Below are 21,130 nucleotides of genomic sequence, written 5' to 3' on the forward strand. Positions count from 1 at the left end.
TTCATGTGCCCTTCAATTGCTCTTCGTCCGTGCGCCGGACTGCGCGGCCAGTTGCGCAATCAACTGCGCCTCATCGGCCGCTTCGAGGCAACGCAGATCAAGACGCAGCGCATCGTCGGCGATGCGTCCGATCACCGGCCGCGCCATCTCGCGCAACTGCTTTTCCAGCGCCAGCAGATGACGCCCGCCGCGCTTACCGTCAGTCATCCTGACGACCAGTCCGTAACTCGGCAGCACGTCGACCGGCAACGCGCCGCTGCCGATCTGGCTGAACATCGGCTCCGCGCTCACCGTGTAGCGCGCGTCGATCGCCTGTTGCAGCGCCGGCTGCACGCGCAGCGCGGCGCCCTGAATCTCGTCGGCCGCACGCGTGAGCAAGCGCAGCGTGGTCAGCCGCGCGGCCAGTTGCTCCGGCGCGCGATACAGCTGCAGCACCGGTTCGAGCGCCGCGAGCGTCAACTTGCCGACGCGCAGCGCCCGCTTGAGCGGATGCTTCTTGATCTTCGCGATCAGCTCGCGCCGCCCGACGATCAACCCAGCCTGCGGTCCGCCCAGCAGTTTGTCGCCGCTGAACGTGACGAGATCGGCGCCGGCTTCGACGGTCTCGCGTACGGTCGGCTCGCGTGGCAAGCCCCATTGGCTGAGGTCGACCAGCGTGCCGCTGCCGAGATCGACGGCGAGCGCGAGTCCGCGCGCATGCGCGAGCGGCGCGATCTCGCCGATGCCGACTTCCTTCGTGAAGCCGTTGATCGCGTAATTGCTCGCGTGCACTTTCATCAACAACGCGGTGCGCGCGTTGATCGCTTCGTCGTAGTCCTTCAGATGCGTGCGATTCGTCGTGCCGATCTCGCGCAGCTTCGCACCCGCGCGGCTCATGATGTCGGGAATCCGGAACGCGCCGCCGATCTCGACCAGCTCGCCGCGCGACACCACCACTTCCTTGTTCGCCGCCAGCGCGGACAGCGTGAGCAGCACGGCGGCCGCGTTGTTGTTGACCACGGTCGCCGCTTCGGCGCCGGTCAGCTCGCAGATCAGGTCGTCGATCAGATCGTCGCGATCGCCACGCTTGCCGGTGGCGAGATCGAATTCGAGGTTCGCGGGTTGCGTGAGCGCGCTCATCACCGCGCGCACCGCTTCATCGGGCAGCAGCGCGCGGCCGAGATTCGTATGCAACACGGTGCCGGTCAGATTGAACACGCTGCGCAGGCGCGGCTCGTTACGCCCGCGCAGCGCGGCGTCGACCGTTGCGTGCAGTTGCACGGTATCGAGCGCGCTGAACGGCGGGGTGGTGGCTGTATCCGCCGCGGCATGAGTCGCTTGGGGCGCAGACGTCGAATGGGCCGAATTGGCCGAGTGGGCCGCGGCACTGATCGATCGGGCGCTGATCCGCCACGCGTCGAGCGCCTCGCGCACCGCGTTCAGCACCTGGGTGCGTCCGTATTCGCCGATCAGCGCCGCGAATTCCGCCGACGCCATCACCTTTTCCACCGACGGCACCCGCGCCATCAGCGCGCGCAGTTCCGAGCCGCTCACATCGCTCACGAAGCCATCCCCTTGGGGCTATCCCTGTCAGGCCAACCTTGGTTTGAACCCGCGTCCGGCAGCCGCTCAGGCAGGCTCGTCGCCCGCTTGCGCCGCGTCGCTCGCGCGCTCCGGCCACAGCCACGGATGCGGCGACGCGCGCTGGTATCCTTCCGCGCCCATCAGCAGATCGAGCGTGAGACTGGCGAGGTCGTCCGCGAACGGCTCGAAGTCGTAGTCTTTCGCCTGAATGCCGATTTTGCGGTAAGTATGGCATTCGTCGCACGATTCCGCCTTCAACGCCGCATTTTTCGATTCGGCTTCGCGCGCCTGCGCATCGGCCTCGGGCGAACCGACCACGTGATACGCGATGCCCTTGGTCGAATCGCAGTTCGAGCATTTGCTGCGCACCATATGCCACTCGGTCGCGCACAGCCCGCATTGCAGATAGCGATAGTTGTCGTACGCGCCGCCCACTCGCACCACGCTCGCCACCGGATGCGAGCCGCACACCGGGCACAGTCCCGGCGTGTCGAGATACGGCACCGCGCGTTTGTCGATGTCGGCGGCGAGATCGGTCCACACCACCTGCAGCGCGGCGACGATGAACGGCGCGCTCGCCGGATCGACCTCGTCGAAGCGCTGCGCGAAGATCGCGTCGGCCTGCGCTTCGAGCGCGTCGGCATCGAGTTCGCGCAGGCGCGCGAACAGCGCCGCGAGCGGCGGCGTAAGCGGCCCGGCGGCTTCGACCTTGTCGAGCAACTGACGCAACACGTCGCGCCACGCCGGATCGCGCGCGCCGGAGAGCGCCGGAATCAGCGGCATCGAATATTGCTGCGCGCTCGCGATCAGCTCGGGACTCGGCGGCTGCGCCTTGAAGCCGGCGATGACCGTCTGCTGCGCGTCGGCCAGCGCCGCCATCAGCCGCAGATAGCCGGCGATCGGATTGTTGCGCGACGCCAGTTGGCGCAGGCGCGCCGCGCGCGGCGCGAACACCGCGAGCCGCTCCGGCGTGCGGATGCGGGGAATCGCCGAGGGATCGAGCGATTCGATGTCGGCAGCTTCGAGAATGCGTTGAACCAAAGTATCGACCTCTGAAAACTGAAGAGCCGCCGCCCGTCATCGACGAAGAGCGGCGGCCCGGGGCGCGGGGCGCTGCCTGACACGTATTGAAGCACACGCGCCGGGCAACGCCGGACGAGCTTGCGTTACTTGCCGATGATTTCCCTGAACCAGTTCGGATGATGCTTGCGTGCCCAGCCATACGTGACGGTGCCGCGCGTCATCGCACCGATCGAGCCCTTGACCCACAGCGCCGCATAGACATGCACGATGATGCCGATGATCAGCACGGTCGCCGCAGCCGCATGCACGACCGCCGACAGACGGATCAGCCCGATCGGGAAATAGAACGAGAAGTAGCGCCGCCAGATCACGATGCCGCTCAACAGCAGCAGCACGAGACAGACCACCATCGTAAAGAACAGCAGCTTCTGGCCGGCGTTGTACTTGCCGATCGCGGGGAGCTTGTCCTCGCGATTGTTCAGCACGTCGCCCATCTGCTTCATCCACTGGATGTCCGCCTTGTCCAGATAGTTGTGATGCCAGAAGCGCAGCGCGAGGATCAGAAACGAGATGAACATCACGCAGCCGAGAAACGGATGCAGGATCCGCGTCCACTGCCCGCCGCCGAGTACGAAGTACAGGAACGACATCGCCGGATGAAACATCGCGAGGCCGGACAACGCGAGCAGCACGAAGCTGATCGCGGTGATCCAGTGATTCGTGCGCTCGTTCGGCGTGTAGCGCACGATCAGGCGGTTGCCCTTCACGTCGGTGAGTTCGCTATGCTCGTTGTGACTCATGATGCCTCCCGCGAACGGCGTGCTTCGTCGGCTTCCTGCGCGGCCTCGGCCTCGTCGGCCTCGGTGACTTCGTTCGGACCGACGCGCGTGTAGTGGAAGAAGCCCGCCAGCGCCGCGAACGCCATCCCGGCGAGCGCGATCGGCTTGGCCACGCCCTTCCACAGCGACACCATCGGACTGATACGCGGATGATCCGGCAAGCCGTGATACAGCGACGGCCGGTCGGCGTGATGCAGCACGTACATCACGTGCGTGCCGCCCACCCCCGCCGGATCGTACAGACCGGCGTTCTGGAAGCCCCGCTCCTTCAGATCGACGATGCGGTCCTCGGCCTGCTGCTTCATGTCCTCCTTGGTGCCGAACATGATCGCGCCGGTCGGGCAGGTCTTCACGCAGGCCGGCTCCTGGCCGACCGCCACGCGATCGGAACACAGCGTGCACTTGTACGCGCGGCGATCCTTCTGCGACAGCCGCGGCACGTTGAACGGACAACCGGTAATGCAGTTGCCGCAGCCGATGCAGTTCTCTTCGTGAAAATCCACGATGCCGTTGGTGTACTGCACGATCGCGCCCGGCGACGGACAGGCCTTCAGACAGCCCGGGTCCTCGCAGTGCATGCAGCCGTCCTTGCGGATCAGCCATTCGAGATCGCCGGCTTCGTTCTCGTATTCCGAGAAGCGCATCACGGTCCACGAATGCTCGGTCAGATCGGCCGGATTATCGTAGACGCCCACGTTGTGACCGATCTCGTCGCGCAGGTCGTTCCACTCCATGCAGGCCGTCTGACACGCCTTGCAGCCGATGCACTTCGACACGTCGATGAGCTTGGCGACCGTGCCCGTGACCGGCTCGCGCACTTGCGGCGCGGGCACGGTCGTGGCCGAGATGCGTTTGATGTCTAGTGATTGCAGTGCCATCTCTTTTCCTTATGCCTTTTCGACCTTGACGAGGAACGACTTGAATTCCGGTGTCTGCGAATTCCCGTCGCCCACGGAGGGCGTCAGCGTATTGACGAGATAGCCCGGCCTCGTGAGTCCCTTGAAGCCCCAATGCAGCGGCAACCCGACCGTCTGAACCTTCTTGCCTTCGATCGTCAGCGGTTTGATCCGCTTGGTCACGAGCGCCACCGCCACCACGTGCCCGCGATTGGACGACACCTTGATGCGGTCGCCCGCGACCACGCCGATTTCCTTCGCGAGGTCCTCGCCGATTTCCACGAACTGCTCCGGCTGGATGATCGCGTTCAGATGCGCATGCTTGGTCCAGTAGTGGAAATGCTCGGTCAGACGATAAGTGGTCGCCGTGTGCGGGAAGTTCTCGTGCGAGCCGAACGCGGCCTTGTCGTCCGGGAACACGCGCGCCGCCGGATTGCTGACGACCGCCTTGTTGTCCGGATGCAGCGGGTTGTAGCCGAGCGGCGTTTCGAACGGCTCGTAGTGCTCGGGGAACGGCCCTTCGGCCATGCCGTCGCGCGCGAAGAAACGCGCCACGCCTTCCGGATTCATGATGAACGGACTCATGCCGTTTTCAGGCGGTTCGTCGATCTTGAAGTCCGGCACGTCGGCCCCGCCCCACGTTTTGCCGTTCCACGCGACCAGCTTGCGGGTCGGGTCGAACGGCTTGCCGCTGACGTCGCACGACGCGCGGTTGTACAGCACGCGACGATTCGCCGGCCACGCCCATGCCCAGTTCAGCGTATTGCCGATGCCGGTCGGGTCCGAGTTGTCGCGACGACCCATCTGGTTGCCCGCCTGGGTCCACGAGCCGCAGAAGATCCAGCAGCCGCTCGCGGTCGAACCGTCGTCGCGCAGCTGCGCGAAGCTCGCGAGCTGCTCGCCGCGCTTCGCGAGCACCTTGGTTTTGTCGGTCGGATCGGTGACGTCGGCGAGCGCGCGGCCGTTGAACTCCATCGCGAGTTCCTCGGGCGTCGGGCTGGCCGGGTTCGAGTACGGCCAGCTCAGGTTCAGGATCGGGTCCGGATACTTGCCGCCGTCCTTGCGATACGCGTCGCGAATGCGCAGCCACAGCCCCGACATGATCTCGAGATCGCTCTTCGCCTCGCCCGGGCCGTCCGCGCCCTGCCAGTGCCACTGCAGCACACGGCTCGAGCTGACCAGCGAGCCGCGCTCTTCCGCGAAGCAGGTGGTCGGCAGACGGAACACCTCCGTCTGGATCGACGCCGCGTCGACGTCGTTGAACGGGCCGTGGTTCTTCCAGAACTCGGAGGTTTCGGTGGCGAGCGGATCCATGATCACGAGCCACTTCAGCTTGGCCAGACTCGCGCCGATCTTCGCCTTGTTCGGCGCCGCGGCGAGCGGGTTGAAGCCCTGCGCGATGTAGCCGGTCATCTTGCCCTGATTCATCAGCTCGAAGACCTGCAGCATGTCGTAGGACTTGTCGAGCTTCGGCAGATAGTCGAAACCGAAGTTGTTGTCGGCCGTCGCGTTGTCGCCCCACCACGACTTCATGAAGCTCACGTGGAACGCGCGATAGTTGCGCCAGTAGCTCAACTGGTTCGGCCGCAGCGGCTGGGTGGCGCGCTTCGCGATGTACGCATCGAAGTCCTGCTCCGCTTCCATCGGCAGCGTCATGTAGCCCGGCAACAGGTTCGACATCAGGCCGAGGTCGGTCAGCCCCTGGATGTTCGAGTGACCGCGCAGCGCGTTCACGCCGCCGCCGGCGATGCCGATATTGCCGAGCAGCAACTGCACCATCGCGCCGCTGCGCACGTTCTGCGAGCCGACCGAGTGATGCGTCCAGCCGAGCGCGTACAGGATCGTGCCGGCGCGTCCGGGAACGGCCGTCGATGCCAGCATCTCGCACACGTGCAGGAATTTATCCTTCGGCGTGCCGCAGATTTTCTCGACCTGCTCGGGCGTGTAGCGCGAGTAGTGCTGCTTCAGCAGTTGATACACGCAGCGCGGATCCTGCAGCGTCGGATCGACCTTGACGAAGCCGTCGTCGCCGCGCTCGTAGTCCCACGAGGTTTTGTCGTAGCTGCGTTTGTCGGCGTTGTAGCCGGAATACAGGCCGTCGTTGAATGCAAAATCCTCACGGACGATAAACGACATGTCCGTGTAGTTCTTCACGTACTCGTGCTGGATCTTGTCGTTCGTCAGCAGGTAGTTGATCACCCCGCCAAGGAACGCGATGTCCGTGCCGGTGCGAATCGGCGCGTAGTAGTCCGCCACCGAGGCGGTGCGCGTAAAGCGCGGGTCGACCACGATCAGACGCGCCTTGCGGTGCGCCTTGGCTTCGGTGACCCATTTGAAACCGCATGGGTGTGCCTCGGCCGCATTGCCGCCCATCACGAGAATCACATCCGCGTTTCTGATGTCGACCCAATGGTTCGTCATCGCTCCACGGCCAAACGTCGGGGCAAGACCTGCCACCGTCGGGCCATGTCAGACACGCGCCTGATTGTCGAATGCGAGCATGCCAAGGCTGCGAACCGCCTTGTGCGTCAGATAGCCGACTTCATTGCTGCCGGCCGACGCCGCGAGCATGCCCGTGGTCAGCCAGCGGTTGACCTTCTTGCCGTCCTCGGTCGTCTCGACGAAGTTCGCGTCGCGATCTTCCTTCATCAGCTTCGCGATGCGGTCGAGCGCGTCTTCCCACGAGATGCGCTTCCATTCGTTCGACCCGGCCGCGCGGTACTCGGGGTACTTCAGGCGGCTCTCGCTATGGATGAAGTCGATCAGGCTCGCACCCTTCGGGCACAGCGTGCCGCGATTGACCGGATGGTCGGGGTCGCCTTCGATGTGGATGATGCTCGTCTTGACGTTCTTGGCGCCGTCGCCAAGGCCGTACATCAGGATGCCGCAGCCCACCGAGCAGTACGGGCAGGTGTTGCGGGTTTCGGTTGTTCGCGACAATTTGTACTGACGGACTTCGGCCAGCGCGGGTGTCGGCGAGAAGCCCATCAGGGCAAGACTCGATCCGGCGAGCGTGGTGGCGGAGACTTTCAGGAATTGTCGCCGGGTCATCTGGGTCATTGAATGGCCTCGGCTCTTTTGGGGACGAAATTGATTATAGATGCCGGTTTCGCGACATGCAGCGAGATCGTAGTGGATTTGGCACCCGGGTAAATATGAACCGCGACAGCCAGTTTAATGACCGCCGGCGCCGCACCCCGGCAATCGTTTCGGTGCCGGGCATTATTCATGCTGCATATGCCAGTAATGAGTCCAACTTAACGACGGATTATTGCGCTGCCATGAATTATTCTGCGTTGTGCCCTGTTGCCCGCGTGACGTCTTTGACGTCCTTGTCTTTGGCGTCTGCTATCGCTTTCATTGCGGCTTCCATTGCCGGATTCCGCGCGCGCGATTTTCGCGGTGGCGCGAGCCGGCGCCTCGTGGCCGGCTCGGCTTCGCTGGTATTCGTCGGCGGCGCATTGCTGGCCGTCGGCACGGCGGGGCACGCGCAGATCCCGCAAGGCAACGGCGCGGCACAGCAGGACAACCGCACCTCGGCGATGGGCTCGCAGCCCGCCTCGTCGACACAGGCGCTTCACGAGTCGCACAAACCGCAGGCAAAAGACAGCGCACAGCGCAATCCGCGCGGTAAAAACGGCGCGCAGAATTCGAACCCGCAAGGTGCCGGCGGATTTAACAACGGCCTGTATGGGACTGGCGCGGGCAGCAATAAATAGTGCGTTTTAAAACCCGGACTTAAAACGTTACCGGTTGTTAATTTCCCCCATCCGGGAAACGCGTTATTCGTCAGCCGGATCGGCCGATTGGCAAGATTGGCGGTTCGCATTCGTCATGCGATTCACGCGCCTGGACAATGTTTTTGAATTTTTTCGCAGCCGGTTTTATAAGCGGCACAATTTCAAGATAAGGTCGAGTGTGCCGGTTTCAGCACTTGCGCGAGCACGGCATCGACGCCGCTTCACGTCTTTTGAAGACAGCACAGTATGAAAACAACCTTCATAATGCGGTCATTCGAAGAACCGGACTTCCCGCCCTTATGACTGAAGCGACCCAAGCTCAAACCAGCCAGCCGCCCCGCCTCACGAGCCTGTCGCACGGCGGCGGCTGCGGCTGCAAGATCGCGCCCGGCCTGCTCGCCGACCTGCTCAAGCGCAGCGCGCCGCTGCCGTTCTTCCCCGACCTGCTGGTCGGCAACGACACCGCCGACGACGCCGCCGTCTACAAGCTCAACGACGATCAGGCGATCGTCGCGACCACCGACTTCTTCATGCCGATCGTCGACGATCCGTTCGACTTCGGCCGCATCGCCGCGACCAACGCGATCTCCGACGTCTACGCGATGGGCGGCAAGCCGATCATGGCGCTCGCAATCGTCGGCATGCCGATCAACGTGTTGCCGCACGACGTGATCGCGGCCGTGCTGAAGGGCGGCGAGTCGGTCTGCGCGGAGGCGGGCATCCCGCTCGCGGGCGGCCATTCGATCGATTCGGTCGAGCCGATCTACGGCCTCGTCGCGCTCGGCGTGGTCGACCCGAAGCGCGTGAAGCGCAACGCGGGCGGCCGCGCCGGCGACGTGCTGGTGCTCGGCAAGCCGCTCGGCGTCGGCATTCTGTCGGCGGCGCTGAAGAAGGACAAGCTCGACGCGGCCGGCTACGCGGCGATGATCGGCGCGACCACCAAGCTGAACCGGCCGGGCGCCGAACTCGCGCGACTCGACGGCGTGCACGCGTTGACCGACATCACCGGCTTCGGCCTGCTCGGCCACACGCTCGAACTCGCGCGCGGCTCGAAGCTGACCGCTCGGGTGCGCTACGCGGATCTGCCGTGGCTGCCGAACGTCGCGAGCCTCGCGGAAGCGGGCATTGTCACCGGTGCGTCGGGCCGCAACTGGGACGCGTACGGCCGTGACGTCGTGCTGCCGGCCACGCTGCCGGCCGCCGGTCGCGCGCTGCTGACCGATCCGCAGACCTCGGGCGGGCTGCTGGTGTCGTGCGCACCGGAAGCGGTCGACGACGTGCTGGCGCTGTTCCGCGCCGACGGCTTCGACGATGCGCGCGTGATCGGCGAAATGGTGAGCGGCGACGCGCGCGTCGAGGTGGTCTGACGCGGCGCGTCCAGGGCCACGGGAAAGGACGAAGTGACGGGCACTAACGGACACAATAGCGCGCGAAATAAAGACGCAATAAAGCAGCGCCGCACGCGGCGCGGCGCCAACCGTGGGCGTCCCCGCGGGCGCGCCTGAGCGGGCCGCCCACCCCGCCCATGCGATAATTGCAGCCTTCCCGCGGTCCGTTTCGTCCCTACTCCCTTGAAAAGCCTTCTAGTCAGCCTCGACAAAGCCGGCGATTTCGATGAAATCGTCGACGTCCGCACGCCCCTCGAATTTGCCGAAGACCATATTCCGGGCGCGATCAACGCGCCGGTGCTCAGCAACGAAGAGCGCGTGCTGGTCGGCACCACCTACAAGCAGGTGTCGCCGTTCGAGGGCACACGGCTCGGCGCGGCGCTGGTCGCGCGCAACATCGCGCATCATCTGGACACCACCTTCGCCAACCGGCCGCGCAACTGGCGCCCGCTGATCTACTGCTGGCGCGGCGGCAAGCGCTCGGGTTCGGTCACGACGCTGTTCAACATGATCGGCTGGTCGGCGCGGCAACTGGACGGCGGCTACAAGAGCTACCGGCGCGCGACGCTCGAAGCACTCGACACGCTGCCGCGCCGCTTCCGCTACATCGCGCTCGTTGGCCCGACCGGCAGCGGCAAGACGCGCCTGCTGGCGGCGCTGAACCAGGCCGGCGCGCAGACGCTCGATCTCGAAGCGCTCGCGTCGCATCGCGGCTCGCTGCTGGGCGCCTACACCGGCGTGGCGCAGCCGTCGCAGAAGCGTTTCGATACGCTGCTCGCCACTGCGCTGCGCGGCTTCGAGCCGGACCGGCCGGTGTTCGTCGAGGCGGAAAGCCGCCGCATCGGTTCGATCACGCTGCCGCTCGCGCTGCTGGAGACGTTTCATCGCGGCGCCTGCGTCGAGGTGAATTCGAGCCTCGAGGAGCGCGCGGCGTTCCTGCTGCAGGACTACGCGCATCTGTTCGACCATCCCGACTACCTGAAGGCGCAACTGCAGCGGCTCATTGGCCTGCACAGCCGCGAGCGGGTGACGGACTGGCAGCAGCTCGTCGACGGCAACCGGCGCGCCGAACTCGCGCACGAACTGATTCTGAAGCATTACGATCCGGCCTACGCGCGCAGCAGCGGCCAGCATTTCGAACAGTTGCCGAACGCGCTGCAACTCGATTTCCGACCGAACGACGCCGACGTCGTCGCGCAGGCGCAGGCGCTGCTCGCGCGGCTCGACGACCGCGCGCTCGTCGTCGGCTAACAAAACAAACCTGGGACCAACATGCAATCAACCCTTCGGCAGCCTCGCATCGCGCTCGGCTGGATCGTTTTCCTGCTGATCGCGGTGGTCGGTCTGTTCTATGTGAAGTGGTTTCCGTACTACAACCGCGCGTTCGTCGCCGCGAGCCAGCACTCGATCGGCAAGTCGATCCTGATGGGCAGGTCGGCGAGCGCGCCGGCCGCTTCGTGGCAGTCCGCGCTCGATTACGCACTCGCCTACGGCAAGGCGATCTGGCAGGCGATGGTGCTCGGCCTGCTGCTCGGCTCGGCGGTGCAGGCGCTGATTCCGCCGCAGTGGGTCGCGCGCGCGCTCGGCCGAACCGATTTCAGCAGCGTCGTGAAGGGCGGCCTGATGTCGTTGCCGGGGATGATGTGCACCTGCTGCGCGGCACCGGTCGTCGCCGGTCTGCGCGCGCGCGAAGCGGCGCCGGGCGCGGCGATTGCGTTCTGGCTCGGCAACACCGCGCTGAATCCGGCCACGCTGATCTTCATGAGCTTCGTGCTCGGCTGGCAATGGATGGGCCTGCGGCTCGCGCTCGGCATCGTGATGGTGTTCGGCCTCGGCTATCTGGTGAACCGCATGGTCACGCCGCAGGAAGCGGAGGCGTCGCGCGCGGCCGTCGCGCAACTCGTCAGCGCCGACGATCCGGGCACCGCGTTCTCACGCTGGCTCAAGATTCTCGGCCGCATGACGCTGCGGCTCGTGCCGGAATACATCGTGCTGGTGCTGATTCTCGGCGCGGCACGCGCGTGGCTGTTCCCGCATATCGGCCCGAACATCGACAACAGCCTGCTGTGGATCGTCGCGCTGGCGATTGCCGGCACGCTGTTCGTGATCCCGACCGCCGGCGAAGTGCCGATCATCCAGGCGATGCTGTCATTCGGCATGGCGGCCGGCCCCGCCGGCGCGCTGCTGATGACGCTGCCGCTCGTCAGCGTGCCGTCGCTCGCGATGCTCGCGCGTTCGTTCCCGCGCCGCGTGCTGACGATGGTGGCCTGCGCGGTAGCGGCATGCGGCGTGGTCAGCGGCCTGCTGGCGGTTGCGCTGGGCTTTTAACGCGATTTTCCGATTCGAACCGTAGAAACAAAGATGAAACGTATCGCCGCATTCGCCGTGACGTGCTGGTCCGCCGCCGGACTGCTGTATGTCGGACAGCACTCGGTGGCCCTGATCGCGCTGAGCGGTGTGGTGGCGTTCGCCGGCTTCGATCTGCTGCGCCCGTAATGGGCGCGGCATCCGCTTTCCCCCTTCCTCGCCCTTCTTCCTTTACACCTGCCCTTCGACCGGCTTAGGTGTATACCCCGCGTCGCATCCTATTGTCACCGCATTATCGACCTGTCGATAATGCTCTCATGGATGTGAAAACGGCCGTACGCGTCTTCGACGTGATAAACCTGTTTGCCGAAGTCCGGCAGCCGATGATCTACAGCGAGATCGCCCGTCGCACCGGCATTCCGCTGTCGAGCTGTCACGCGCTGCTGCAGACGATGGTCGCCAAGGGCTATCTGTATGCGCCCGGCGTCAAGGCCGGTTACTACCCGACGCAGCGGCTGCTGCACGTCGCGCGCGACATCTGTAGCGAAGACCCGCTCACGCTGCTGTTCCAGCCGTTGCTCAGCGCGCTGCGCGACGCAACCGGCGAAACCGCCGCGCTCGCGACGCTCGCCGGCAATCGCGTCGTCTATCTCGAGGTGATCGAGTCGCGCCAGAAGATCCGCTATAGCGACGAACCCGGCGGCTTCATGCCCGTGCATGCGAGCGCGGCGGGCAAGGCACTGCTCGGCGCGTTGCCGCCCGACGCGCGCCACGCGCTGCTCGATAGTTGCGAGCCGCTCAGTACATCGGCCGATGGCTCGGTGATCGGGCGCGACGCGCTCGACGCCGAGATCGAACAGGGCCTGCAGAACGGCTGGCATCGCTCGACCGGACAAAGCGTCGAGGACGTCGCGGGCCTCGCGCGCGGCTTTCTCATTCATGGCGAAGCGTTCGCGCTCGTGATCGGTGGCCCGAAGGCGCGGCTGCTGAAGAACGAGCCGGAGGCCGTCGCCGCACTGCTCGATATCTACGGCCAGATTCCACCGGCCCTGCTTGCGTAACAGCGCGCTTCCCGTTCGATAGCTGTCCGAACGATAAGCGCACACCCAACCTCTTTTGCGAAGGACGTTGCGATGCGCTGGAATAACCGACCTGAAGGATCGAACTGGGGCGACTTCGGCGCCGACGACCAGCTCGGCAGACCGAATCTGATCGGCAGCGAGCAGGTGCTGAAGGGCGCGCGCGAGATTCGCGCGGGCCTGAGCTTCTGTCTGTCGCTGCCGCTCGACGTACCCGGCGAAAACAAGCTGAATCCGCGCCGTCATCCGCCGGTGCTGCGGCCCACGTCCCGCGACGGCCTACCCTATGTGAATTTCCCGTTCGCGCGCACCGAGCCTCACGCCACCGACGTCATCAGCGACGACCAGGTGCTGCTCAGCCTGCAATACTCGACGCAATGGGATTCGCTCGCCCATGTCGGCGCGCGCTTCGACGCCGATGGCGATGGCGTGCCCGAAAGCGTCTACTACAACGGCTATCGCGCGCACACGGACATCGTCGGGCCGGTCGAGTACCGCGCCGACGACGGCTTCGAACCGCACGTCTGCGGCGGCGAGCACAGCCACGCGGACGTGCTCGGCATCGAAAACCTCGCGGTGAAGGGCATGCAGGGACGCGGCGTGCTGATCGATCTGGTCGCGCATTACGGCAACGCGTATCGCACGATCGGCTACGACGATCTGATGTCCGTCATCGCGGCCGACGGCGTGCAGATCGAGCGCGGCGACATGCTGGTGCTGCGCACCGGCTTCGCCGAAATGCTGCTCGCGATGAACCGCCAACCCGACGAAGCGGTGCTCAACAGCCATTGCTGCGCGCTCGACGGCCGCGACGAACGTCTGCTGCAATGGATCACCGACTCGGGCATCGCCGCGCTCGCCGCCGACAATTACGCGGTCGAACGCTATCCGGCGCGCCCGCCCGTCGAAGCCGGCGAGCATCCGTTGCTGCCGCTGCATCACCACTGTCTGTTCAAGCTCGGCTTGCCGCTCGGCGAACTCTGGTATCTGCGCGACCTGGCCGCATGGCTGCGCGCGAACGGTCGCTCGCACTTCATGCTGACGGCGCCGCCGTTGCGATTGCCTGGCGCGGTCGGCTCGCCTGTCACGCCGATCGCGACGGTCTGAGACGCGTTTTCACGCTTTGTTATCGTAAGGAGTCCCTGGCCAAACTATTTCCACGCGTCCGCTCGCGCCTCTCGCTTCGACTCACATAAGCAACCACGCAACGCCACAACAAGAACCAGATTCAGGGACAGTCACATGCAGAAGATCACCGCTTTCTTTACCGAGCTGATGCGCCGGTATCTGCCCGATCCATTCGTCTTCGCGATCGGCCTCACGCTACTCACGATGATCCTCGCCGTACTCGTGCAAGGCCAGGCGCTCACCGCGCTCACGCTTAGCTGGGGCAAGGGCTTCTGGGCGCTGCTCGCGTTCACCACGCAGATGGCCGTGATTCTTGCGATGGGCTACGTACTCGCGACCGCGCCGCTGACCGAGCGGCTGCTCGATCGGGTCGTCGCGCGAGTGCACGATCCGCGCATGGCGGTGATCGTCGCGACGCTGGTCGGCGGCATCGGCAGCTATCTGAACTGGGGCTTCGGGCTCGTGATCGGCGGCATCGTCGCGCGCAAACTCGCGATGAGCATCAAGGGCGTGCATTACCCGCTGATCATCGCGTCCGCCTATAGCGGCTTCACGATGTACGGGCTCGGTCTGTCGGCCAGCATTCCGGTGCTGATCTCGACGAAGGGTCATCCGATGGAAGCGCAGATGGGCGTGATTCCGCTCGCGGAGACGATCTTCTCACCAGCGATGCTGATCACGAGTCTCGTCGTGATCGTCACGCTGCCGCTGCTCAATGCATGGCTGCATCCGAAGCCGGGGCAACCGGTCAAGGAAATCGACCACGCGCTGTACGACGCGCCGCAAACCGCCGCGCACGCATCGCAGCCGGCAGCGGAAGCGAGCGACGAAAGCGGCACGCTCGCGCATCGCCTGAACAACAGCCGGCTGCTCAGCTATCTGATCGGCGCGGCCGGGATCGTGTACGTCGTGCTGTATTTCCACGGCGGCGGCTCGATGGATCTGAACCTGATCAACTTCATCATCCTGTTTCTCGGCATCATCCTGCTCGGCACGCCGATCCGCTACGTCGAGAAACTGAACGAAGGGATCCGCACGATCAGCGGCATCATTCTGCAGTACCCGTTCTATGCGGGGATCATGGCGATCATGGCGTCGTCGGGTCTCGTCAACACGTTCTCGCACTGGTTCGTGAAGATCGCGACGCCCGCCACGCTGCCGTTCTGGGGTCTCGTCAGTTCGTTCTTCATCAACTTCTTCGCGCCGTCGGGCGGCGGTCACTGGGTGATCCAGGGGCCGTTCATGATCGAGGCGGCGCAGTCGCTCGGCGCGTCGGTCGGCCACACCGCGACCGCCGTGATGCTCGGCAACGCGTGGAACGACCTCGTGCAGCCGTTCTGGATTCTGCCGGCTCTCGCGCTCTCGAAGCTCAAACTGAAGGACATCATGGGCTATACGGTCATCATGATGTTCTGGATCGGTATCGTGTACACCGTGGCGATTCTCGCGTGGCGTTGAGACGCCTGGTCAACTCAATCGGAGGTCTGATGCCCTACATCATCGAAACGTTCGACAAGTCCGGTCACGCCGACATGCGCATCCGCGAGCGCGATGCGCATCTCGCGTATCTCGATCAGCACAAGCCGCTGCTGCTCGCTTGCGGCGCGAAGCTGAACGACGACGGCAGCGGTGCGGGCGGCGGCATGTATGTGATCGATGTGGACACGCGCGAGGAGGCCGAGCGCTTTATCGCGGCCGATCCGTTTTCATCGGCCGGGCTGTTCGAACGCGTGACGATTACGCGCTGGCGCAAGGCTTATTTCGATGGGGAGTGTTGTTTGTAGGGAGGTTCGATTCGGCGTGTTGCGTTGCTTTGCGTCGCTTCGCTTCGTGAGTGGTCTTGGCTCTGTCTCGCGCATGCGGCTAACGGCGTGTGTTGTACATGCTGCGCACATGCAGCGCGTATGGCACGTATAGCCGTTAACCGCTTCTGCTTGCGTGGCTAACTCGCCAGCGATTCGCGAATCGCCGCCAGCCACAACACTACCGCATGCGCGCCCGGATCGGCGTGACCGAGCGCGCGATCGCCGACGTAGCTCGACCGTCCGCGCCGCGGATGCATCGACGCGGTACGCGATGCGCCGTCGGTCGCGGCATCGACGGCGGCTTGCAACGCGGCATCCGTCGCTGCGCCGTTGGCGAGCGCGCTCTGCAATGCATCGGCGGCGGGCTTCAATGCATCGACCATCGTGCGATCGCCTGGACTTGCGCCGCCCAATTCCATCAACGCATCGACACCGGCGCTGAACGCCGTCGACCATTGCCGCGCCGCGATGCCGCCGGACTTCTCCAACTCCTCCGACTGTTCGAGTGCGGTCGCCGCCCGCAGCAGCATCACCGCGTACAACGGCCCGGACGTACCGCCCACCACGCGCCGCAACGTCGCGGAAATGCTGCGCAATACCGTGCCCGGCATCGTTTCGGCCGCATACGCGTCGAGTTCCTGCTGCACCGCGCGGGCGCCGCGCGCGAGGCTGATGCCGAGATCGCCGTCACCGACGCGCTGGTCCATCTCGGTCAACGTCGGCTCGGCTTGCAGCAGACATGCGCATACCGCTTCGATCGCACGACGCAACGTGGCGTCACGCGCGAGCGTCGCGCCGCTGGCTGGCGGCGGCGCGGCCGGCGCAGCGCGTACCGACACCCGCGCAACGCGGCCGCTCGACGCGGGCCACGCGCTCGTCTGCGCGGCGGCGTCGAGCAAGGCGAGGCGCTCATCGTCGACACGCAACACCGTCAGCGATACACCGGCCATTTCGAGCGCGCTCAGAAACGTGCCGGCCCACGCGCGTTCGACCACGATGCCGAGCTTGTCGAGTTCGCGCAGCGCGGCCCCTGCGACGATATTCAGTTCGCTCGCTGGCGTGCCGCCCAGATTGTTCACGAGCAGCGTCACGCGTTCGCCCGCCCGCAACGCGAGATCGCCGACGATCTTCGCGAGCAGCTTGCCGACGATCGCGTCCGCCGGCTCCAGCGCGCCGCGCGCGACGCCGGGCTCGCCATGAATGCCGAGCCCCCATTCGATTTCGCCATCGGCCAGCTCGAAGCCCGGCTTGCCCGCGGCCGGCACCGTGCACGGCGTCAGCGCGACGCCCATCGTGCCGAGCGACGCGGCGGCTTCGCGCGCGAGCCGCGCGACTTCGCTCAACGGTAATCCACGCGCGGCCGCCGCGCCCGCGATCTTGTGGACCAGCACCGTTCCCGCGAGCCCACGACGTCCCGCGTGATCGCCGCTCGCGGTCAACGCGACATCGTCGGCGACGATCACCATCTCGACCGGGATGCCCTCGGCACGCGCGATCTCCGCTGCGAGGCCGAAGTTGAAGCGGTCGCCGGTGTAGTTCTTCACGATCAGCAGCACGCCCGCCGGGCCGGCCACCGCGCGGATCGCGGCGAGCACGGCATCGGTGGAGGGCGAGGTGAACACTTCGCCGGCCACTGCCGCGCTCAACATGCCGTGGCCCACGTAGCCGCCATGCGCGGGCTCGTGGCCCGAGCCGCCGCCCGAGATCAGCGCGATCTCGCCGCGCGCGGCCGCTGCCTCGGCATCGGCGCGCACGATGATCGTGCCGCCCTGTAACAGCGAGAGTTGGGGATTGAGCGCCACGAGGCCGTCGAGCATGTCGGAGACCACGGTGGACACATCGTTGATGAGCTTCTTCATTGCGTCAGCTCCGTTGGATACTGTCGGGCATCGCGTGACGATGCGCGCGGCAGTCGAGTCGATAGCGAAAGCGGAAGGCCTAACTGTACCGCGCCTCGGCCAACGACGATGCGAGAGCGTGCGTGAGCAGAATGCATGCGCGAACGCAACGTGCATTGAGCCGTGCTGCAGACAATGAAGGGAGAGGTAAAGCGGAATGAAGAAACTGCGAGGAGTACTGCGTTTGACTGGAGCGTAGACGAAAGCGACACCGCTTTCGTCTACGTCACAGATGCGTTGGTAGGCTCGATTGGATTCGAACCAACGACCCCCACCATGTCAAGGTGGTGCTCTAACCAACTGAGCTACGAGCCTTTAGAGGCGCGAATTATAGAGACTCATTGCGAACAGCACAAGCCCTTCGCGCGCTTTATCGCGATGCATACGTCGCGATCAGTTCTCCGCGATCCATTCGGTGCGTGGGTCCAATGGATAAACCGGTCGCGTCACGTGCTCGAAGCGGAACAGATCATAGTCGGAACTCGTGACGCCACGGCTATCGCATTCGACGAGCGCCGCCGCGATCGGTACGAAAACCGGCCGACAATACATGCGCGATTTGAGCAGCAGAAAACGCGCGCGACGCGGATCGATGCCGACGCTTTCGAACACGCCGAGATCCCATGGCTCATGCGTGCGCTCGGTCACGACGAGCTTCACGGTACCGGTATCGAGCACCGCGGCGCGTCCCATGTACGCGCGCTGGCCAGTGTAGGTCGGACCGCTGATCACGTATTCGCCGTCGGTCAGTGCGCGCACGACGCCGCTCACGGCTAGCGGTGTGTGTGCTGGCGATGTATGGGCCGGCGGTGTGCCCGACGTGCTGTTCGTGAGCTTATTGTCGCTCGTGAGCTTGTTGCCGATCGTCAGCGTGACCGAACTGCCGACGCCCGCCGATGCCAACGCCGCGACCGCCTGCGGATCGCACAACGGTCCGCTGACGATGCCTTCGAGCCCCTGCTTCAACGCTTCCTCGAGTAGATCCATCGTGTCGCAGGTGCCACCCGACATGCAGTTGTCACCGTGATCGAGCAGCAGCACCGGCTTGCCGGCATCGATTGCGAGCGACGCCGCCCGTGCGACCGATTCGGCCAGCGGCTCGCTGCGATAAACAAAATCGTCGCGCTCGCGCCAGATCTGCCGCGCAATGCGCTCGGCGACCGCTTCGGCCTGCGCACGCTCCCCCTTGCCCACGACGACGACGCTGATACACGGCGCCGCGATATCGGCGAGCGAAAATCCGGCCAGCACCGATACCGCGAGCATGCCGTCGGCCTCGGCGGCGCGTGCGGCCTCGACCGCGCGTTGCATCGCGCCCTCGGCGGTGGCGCTGCGCAGCGTGTGCGTGAGCAGCGGCGGCTGCCGCCAGGCGAGCACCGGTTTCGCGCGGCCGTCGATCATCTCGAACAGCAGCCGCGCCGCGTGCGCGCCGGTTTCGTACATGTCGACGTGCGGATAGGTCTTGAAGCTGACGATCACATCCGCGTTGTCGATCATCTTCTGCGTGACGTTGCCGTGCAGATCGAGCGCGACCGCAATCGGCGCATGAGGCAGCGCCGCGCGCACGCGGGCGAGCAGATCGCCTTCGCCGTCGCTCGAATTTTCCGCGACCATCGCGCCGTGCAGATCGAGCAACACGGCGTCGCAACCGCTCGCGGCCGCGACGATCGCGTTGCAAATCGCGTCGTACGCGGCAGCTTCGACCGGACCGCTCGGATTCGCCGACGCGGAGATCGGCGTGACGATCTCGGCATGCGCGCGCTCGGCGGCGTCGATGAACGCGGCCATCGCGGTCTGCATACCTTTGTTGTCATCGAACGCAGCGCGACCGTAACTTGGACCGTCGCGGCCGAATGCGGCAAGCGGCGTCCCGACCGGCGAGAACGTGTTGGTCTCGTGATTCATCCGCGCGATCAGGATCTTCATACGTAGGCGCTCCTGGCTTTTTGACATGGCGTTCGACATCGACTGCAGGGATGTGTTGCAGCCTGCGTTCGGGTGACTGGTGCGAGCGTTGCCGATTTCGTTTCGATTTCGCCATAGCTGGTGCCGCCCTTGTATGGCACGACGTTTATCCAAGCAGGTGCGATGTGTGCGAGATGGAGCACGCTGAGGTATGCGCTGCGGCTTATCTCCATCGAGGACAACGCCCCGTGGCATGCGTTCCGCTTGATGCGGGCGACTGGCGTGACGACGATCGGCTGGGACAGGTCGCATGCGCTGCGATCGAGCTCGGTCAGGGCGAGGCGGTAGATGTCGCCCTGGTCGATCGTGTCGATCCGCGCGAGTCGCATGCGACTGCCCCATAGCCTCACGCCGTCAACCCGCAACTCGGCAAGCACCGCGGCAGCAGTGGATGAATCAGCTTGCATCGATGCTTCCTTGCGGGGAAGACAGCGTGGATGTCGGCGGCACGGCGCGTTTGCTGGCTGCGTTTGCTGGCTGCGTTTGCCGCGATTCGGCGTTGCTCTGTTGTGATGATAGAGAGGTTTGAGCTGGCGAGTGGCGAAGCCGTCGAGCGAGATGGCCGGACCGGCGATGCTTTCTACGCGTAAGCGTAAGCATCAGCCTGAGCAAGGTCAGTATCGTTCGATGCCGCAGCATCGAGGTTAGTTGTGACACGGGGAAAATTGGCTCGGCCAAGCCGTCCCCGTGCGATGGCGATCTACACGGAAATGAGCGTCGGCAAACGTTTTCGTCAGCGCGTGCGAGTTAATTGCAATCAAGGCTCAACCTTTTGCGAAGCGAGCCGTTATTGCATTGGCTCAGGCAAACCATTTGACCTCCATGGCACAACCCATTCCCTTCCGCAACACTGGCGCGGCCCGCGCACGGCATGCCAAAGCGATGCTTCTGCCGATCGCCCGTCAAGTCGCCGACGATCTCGCGTTGCGGGTCCATCTGTCGCTCGACGCATTACGCCGGGGCGCCGGCAGCAAGACCGACGCGCAGACGCTCACGCAGATCATGATGCTGACCGCCTATCTGGCCGAAGCAGGCTTCGGTGCGATGAGTCGCGAAGAGTTTCATGCCGCTGATCAAACGGCGTCGGCAGCGTTCGGCATCGGCCGGGAACGCGATGAATGGAAGCTGGACGAGGCGGGGTTCGAGCTTTTTGCGTCGATCGCGACGAATTACGACCGGCAGTTGCATCGCGCGCCGCTCTGGGCGATCACGGAAGCGAGCGAACGGCTCGACCGTTTTATTGCGGGTGCGTCCGATTCTGCACCGGTGCGCAAACGGGCTTAGCGGGTCTGGGCAATATGCTGAAGGAGACTTGGGAAGAGTTCGCAGCGATTGCGGCAGCGCGATGCGGGTAAAACGCGGCCCCATTGCCGTGGGACGTGCGTATCTGGAACTGACGGGCTACGCGGACGCGCTGCGGACCGGTGGGCAGTAAAGAGAGGTGTAGTGCTGGCGGTGATACGTTTCGCAGCGCATTGCGCTGGTTGCCAGCTCAGCGT

The 21,130-nt window shown here is 64.9% G+C and carries 18 protein-coding genes and 1 tRNA gene; 10 read left to right on the forward strand and 9 right to left on the reverse strand.

Translation table 11 applies throughout. The annotated features are described in order from the left end of the window. Positions 1 to 12: 12 nt before the first annotated feature. The 5 genes from selA to fdnG form a co-directional block, all read right to left on the reverse strand. A complete protein-coding gene (gene selA, locus HHL14_RS27475; RefSeq protein WP_169500739.1) occupies positions 13 to 1,542 on the reverse strand; it encodes an L-seryl-tRNA(Sec) selenium transferase in 1,530 nt (509 codons plus the stop codon). A 66-nt stretch (positions 1,543 to 1,608) separates the two neighbouring features. Further along, positions 1,609 to 2,604 carry a formate dehydrogenase accessory protein FdhE gene (gene fdhE, locus HHL14_RS27480; protein WP_169500740.1) on the reverse strand — a complete coding sequence of 332 codons (996 nt, stop codon included), beginning with the start codon at positions 2,602 to 2,604 and terminating at the stop codon, positions 1,609 to 1,611. 125 nt (positions 2,605 to 2,729) lie between these two features. Beyond that, positions 2,730 to 3,386: a formate dehydrogenase subunit gamma gene (locus HHL14_RS27485; protein WP_169500741.1), complete on the reverse strand. Its 657-nt coding sequence runs from the start codon at positions 3,384 to 3,386 to the stop codon at positions 2,730 to 2,732. Beyond that, positions 3,383 to 4,303: a formate dehydrogenase subunit beta gene (fdxH, locus tag HHL14_RS27490; protein WP_169500742.1), complete on the reverse strand. Its 921-nt coding sequence runs from the start codon at positions 4,301 to 4,303 to the stop codon at positions 3,383 to 3,385. The genes HHL14_RS27485 and fdxH overlap by 4 nt, the downstream gene beginning before the upstream one ends. A 9-nt stretch (positions 4,304 to 4,312) precedes the next feature. Then, the gene (gene fdnG, locus HHL14_RS27495) at positions 4,313 to 7,381 is read right to left on the reverse strand and encodes a formate dehydrogenase-N subunit alpha (protein ID WP_169500743.1); all 3,069 of its coding nucleotides are present in this window, start codon (positions 7,379 to 7,381) and stop codon (positions 4,313 to 4,315) included. 95 nt (positions 7,382 to 7,476) lie between these two features. On the opposite strand from fdnG, the gene HHL14_RS33370 reads away from it, so the two are divergent. The 9 genes from HHL14_RS33370 (at position 7,477) to HHL14_RS27535 (ending at position 15,747) form a co-directional block, all read left to right on the forward strand. Then, positions 7,477 to 8,040 carry a hypothetical protein gene (locus HHL14_RS33370; protein WP_230413229.1) on the forward strand — a complete coding sequence of 188 codons (564 nt, stop codon included), beginning with the start codon at positions 7,477 to 7,479 and terminating at the stop codon, positions 8,038 to 8,040. Positions 8,041 to 8,360: 320 nt separating this feature from the next. Continuing rightward, positions 8,361 to 9,428, forward strand: a complete 1,068-nt coding sequence (gene selD / locus HHL14_RS27505; protein WP_169500744.1) for a selenide, water dikinase SelD — start codon at positions 8,361 to 8,363, stop codon at positions 9,426 to 9,428. A gap of 204 nt (positions 9,429 to 9,632) precedes the next feature. Next, entirely contained in the window at positions 9,633 to 10,700 is a 1,068-nt protein-coding gene (gene mnmH, locus HHL14_RS27510; protein WP_169500745.1) for a tRNA 2-selenouridine(34) synthase MnmH, read from the forward strand. 21 nt (positions 10,701 to 10,721) lie between these two features. Beyond that, complete coding sequence (locus HHL14_RS27515) at positions 10,722 to 11,777, forward strand: permease (RefSeq protein WP_169500746.1); 1,056 nt, start codon at positions 10,722 to 10,724, stop codon at positions 11,775 to 11,777. 33 nt (positions 11,778 to 11,810) lie between these two features. Beyond that, a complete protein-coding gene (locus tag HHL14_RS33625) occupies positions 11,811 to 11,945 on the forward strand; it encodes a hypothetical protein (RefSeq protein WP_018424239.1) in 135 nt (44 codons plus the stop codon). A gap of 128 nt (positions 11,946 to 12,073) precedes the next feature. Next, on the forward strand, positions 12,074 to 12,817 hold the full coding sequence (locus HHL14_RS27520; RefSeq protein WP_169500747.1) for an IclR family transcriptional regulator: 744 nt from the start codon (positions 12,074 to 12,076) through the stop codon (positions 12,815 to 12,817). 72 nt (positions 12,818 to 12,889) lie between these two features. Beyond that, a complete protein-coding gene (locus HHL14_RS27525; protein WP_169500748.1) occupies positions 12,890 to 13,942 on the forward strand; it encodes a cyclase family protein in 1,053 nt (350 codons plus the stop codon). Between the two features lie 135 nt (positions 13,943 to 14,077). Then, the gene (locus HHL14_RS27530; protein WP_169500749.1) at positions 14,078 to 15,421 is read left to right on the forward strand and encodes a short-chain fatty acid transporter; all 1,344 of its coding nucleotides are present in this window, start codon (positions 14,078 to 14,080) and stop codon (positions 15,419 to 15,421) included. Positions 15,422 to 15,450: 29 nt separating this feature from the next. Then, on the forward strand, positions 15,451 to 15,747 hold the full coding sequence (locus tag HHL14_RS27535) for a YciI family protein (protein WP_169500750.1): 297 nt from the start codon (positions 15,451 to 15,453) through the stop codon (positions 15,745 to 15,747). Positions 15,748 to 15,905: 158 nt separating this feature from the next. Here the strand turns inward: HHL14_RS27535 and dhaK are convergent, their stop codons facing one another. From dhaK to HHL14_RS33855, 4 genes are all read right to left on the reverse strand, one after another. Beyond that, entirely contained in the window at positions 15,906 to 17,627 is a 1,722-nt protein-coding gene (gene dhaK, locus HHL14_RS27540) for a dihydroxyacetone kinase subunit DhaK (protein WP_169500751.1), read from the reverse strand. A 277-nt stretch (positions 17,628 to 17,904) separates the two neighbouring features. Then, positions 17,905 to 17,981, reverse strand: a tRNA-Val gene (locus HHL14_RS27545). Between the two features lie 78 nt (positions 17,982 to 18,059). Continuing rightward, complete coding sequence (locus HHL14_RS27550; protein ID WP_169500752.1) at positions 18,060 to 19,592, reverse strand: M81 family metallopeptidase; 1,533 nt, start codon at positions 19,590 to 19,592, stop codon at positions 18,060 to 18,062. Next, positions 19,589 to 20,038: a hypothetical protein gene (locus tag HHL14_RS33855; RefSeq protein WP_169500753.1), complete on the reverse strand. Its 450-nt coding sequence runs from the start codon at positions 20,036 to 20,038 to the stop codon at positions 19,589 to 19,591. Before HHL14_RS33855 ends, HHL14_RS27550 begins: the two co-directional genes overlap by 4 nt. A gap of 415 nt (positions 20,039 to 20,453) precedes the next feature. On the opposite strand from HHL14_RS33855, the gene HHL14_RS27560 reads away from it, so the two are divergent. Then, positions 20,454 to 20,915 (forward strand): hypothetical protein, encoded by a 462-nt coding sequence (locus tag HHL14_RS27560; RefSeq protein WP_169500765.1) that lies wholly within the window; start codon positions 20,454 to 20,456, stop codon positions 20,913 to 20,915. Positions 20,916 to 21,130 lie beyond the last annotated feature (215 nt).

This window comes from Paraburkholderia antibiotica (assembly GCF_012927125.1).
GTDB classification, from domain to species: Bacteria; Pseudomonadota; Gammaproteobacteria; order Burkholderiales; family Burkholderiaceae; genus Paraburkholderia; species Paraburkholderia antibiotica.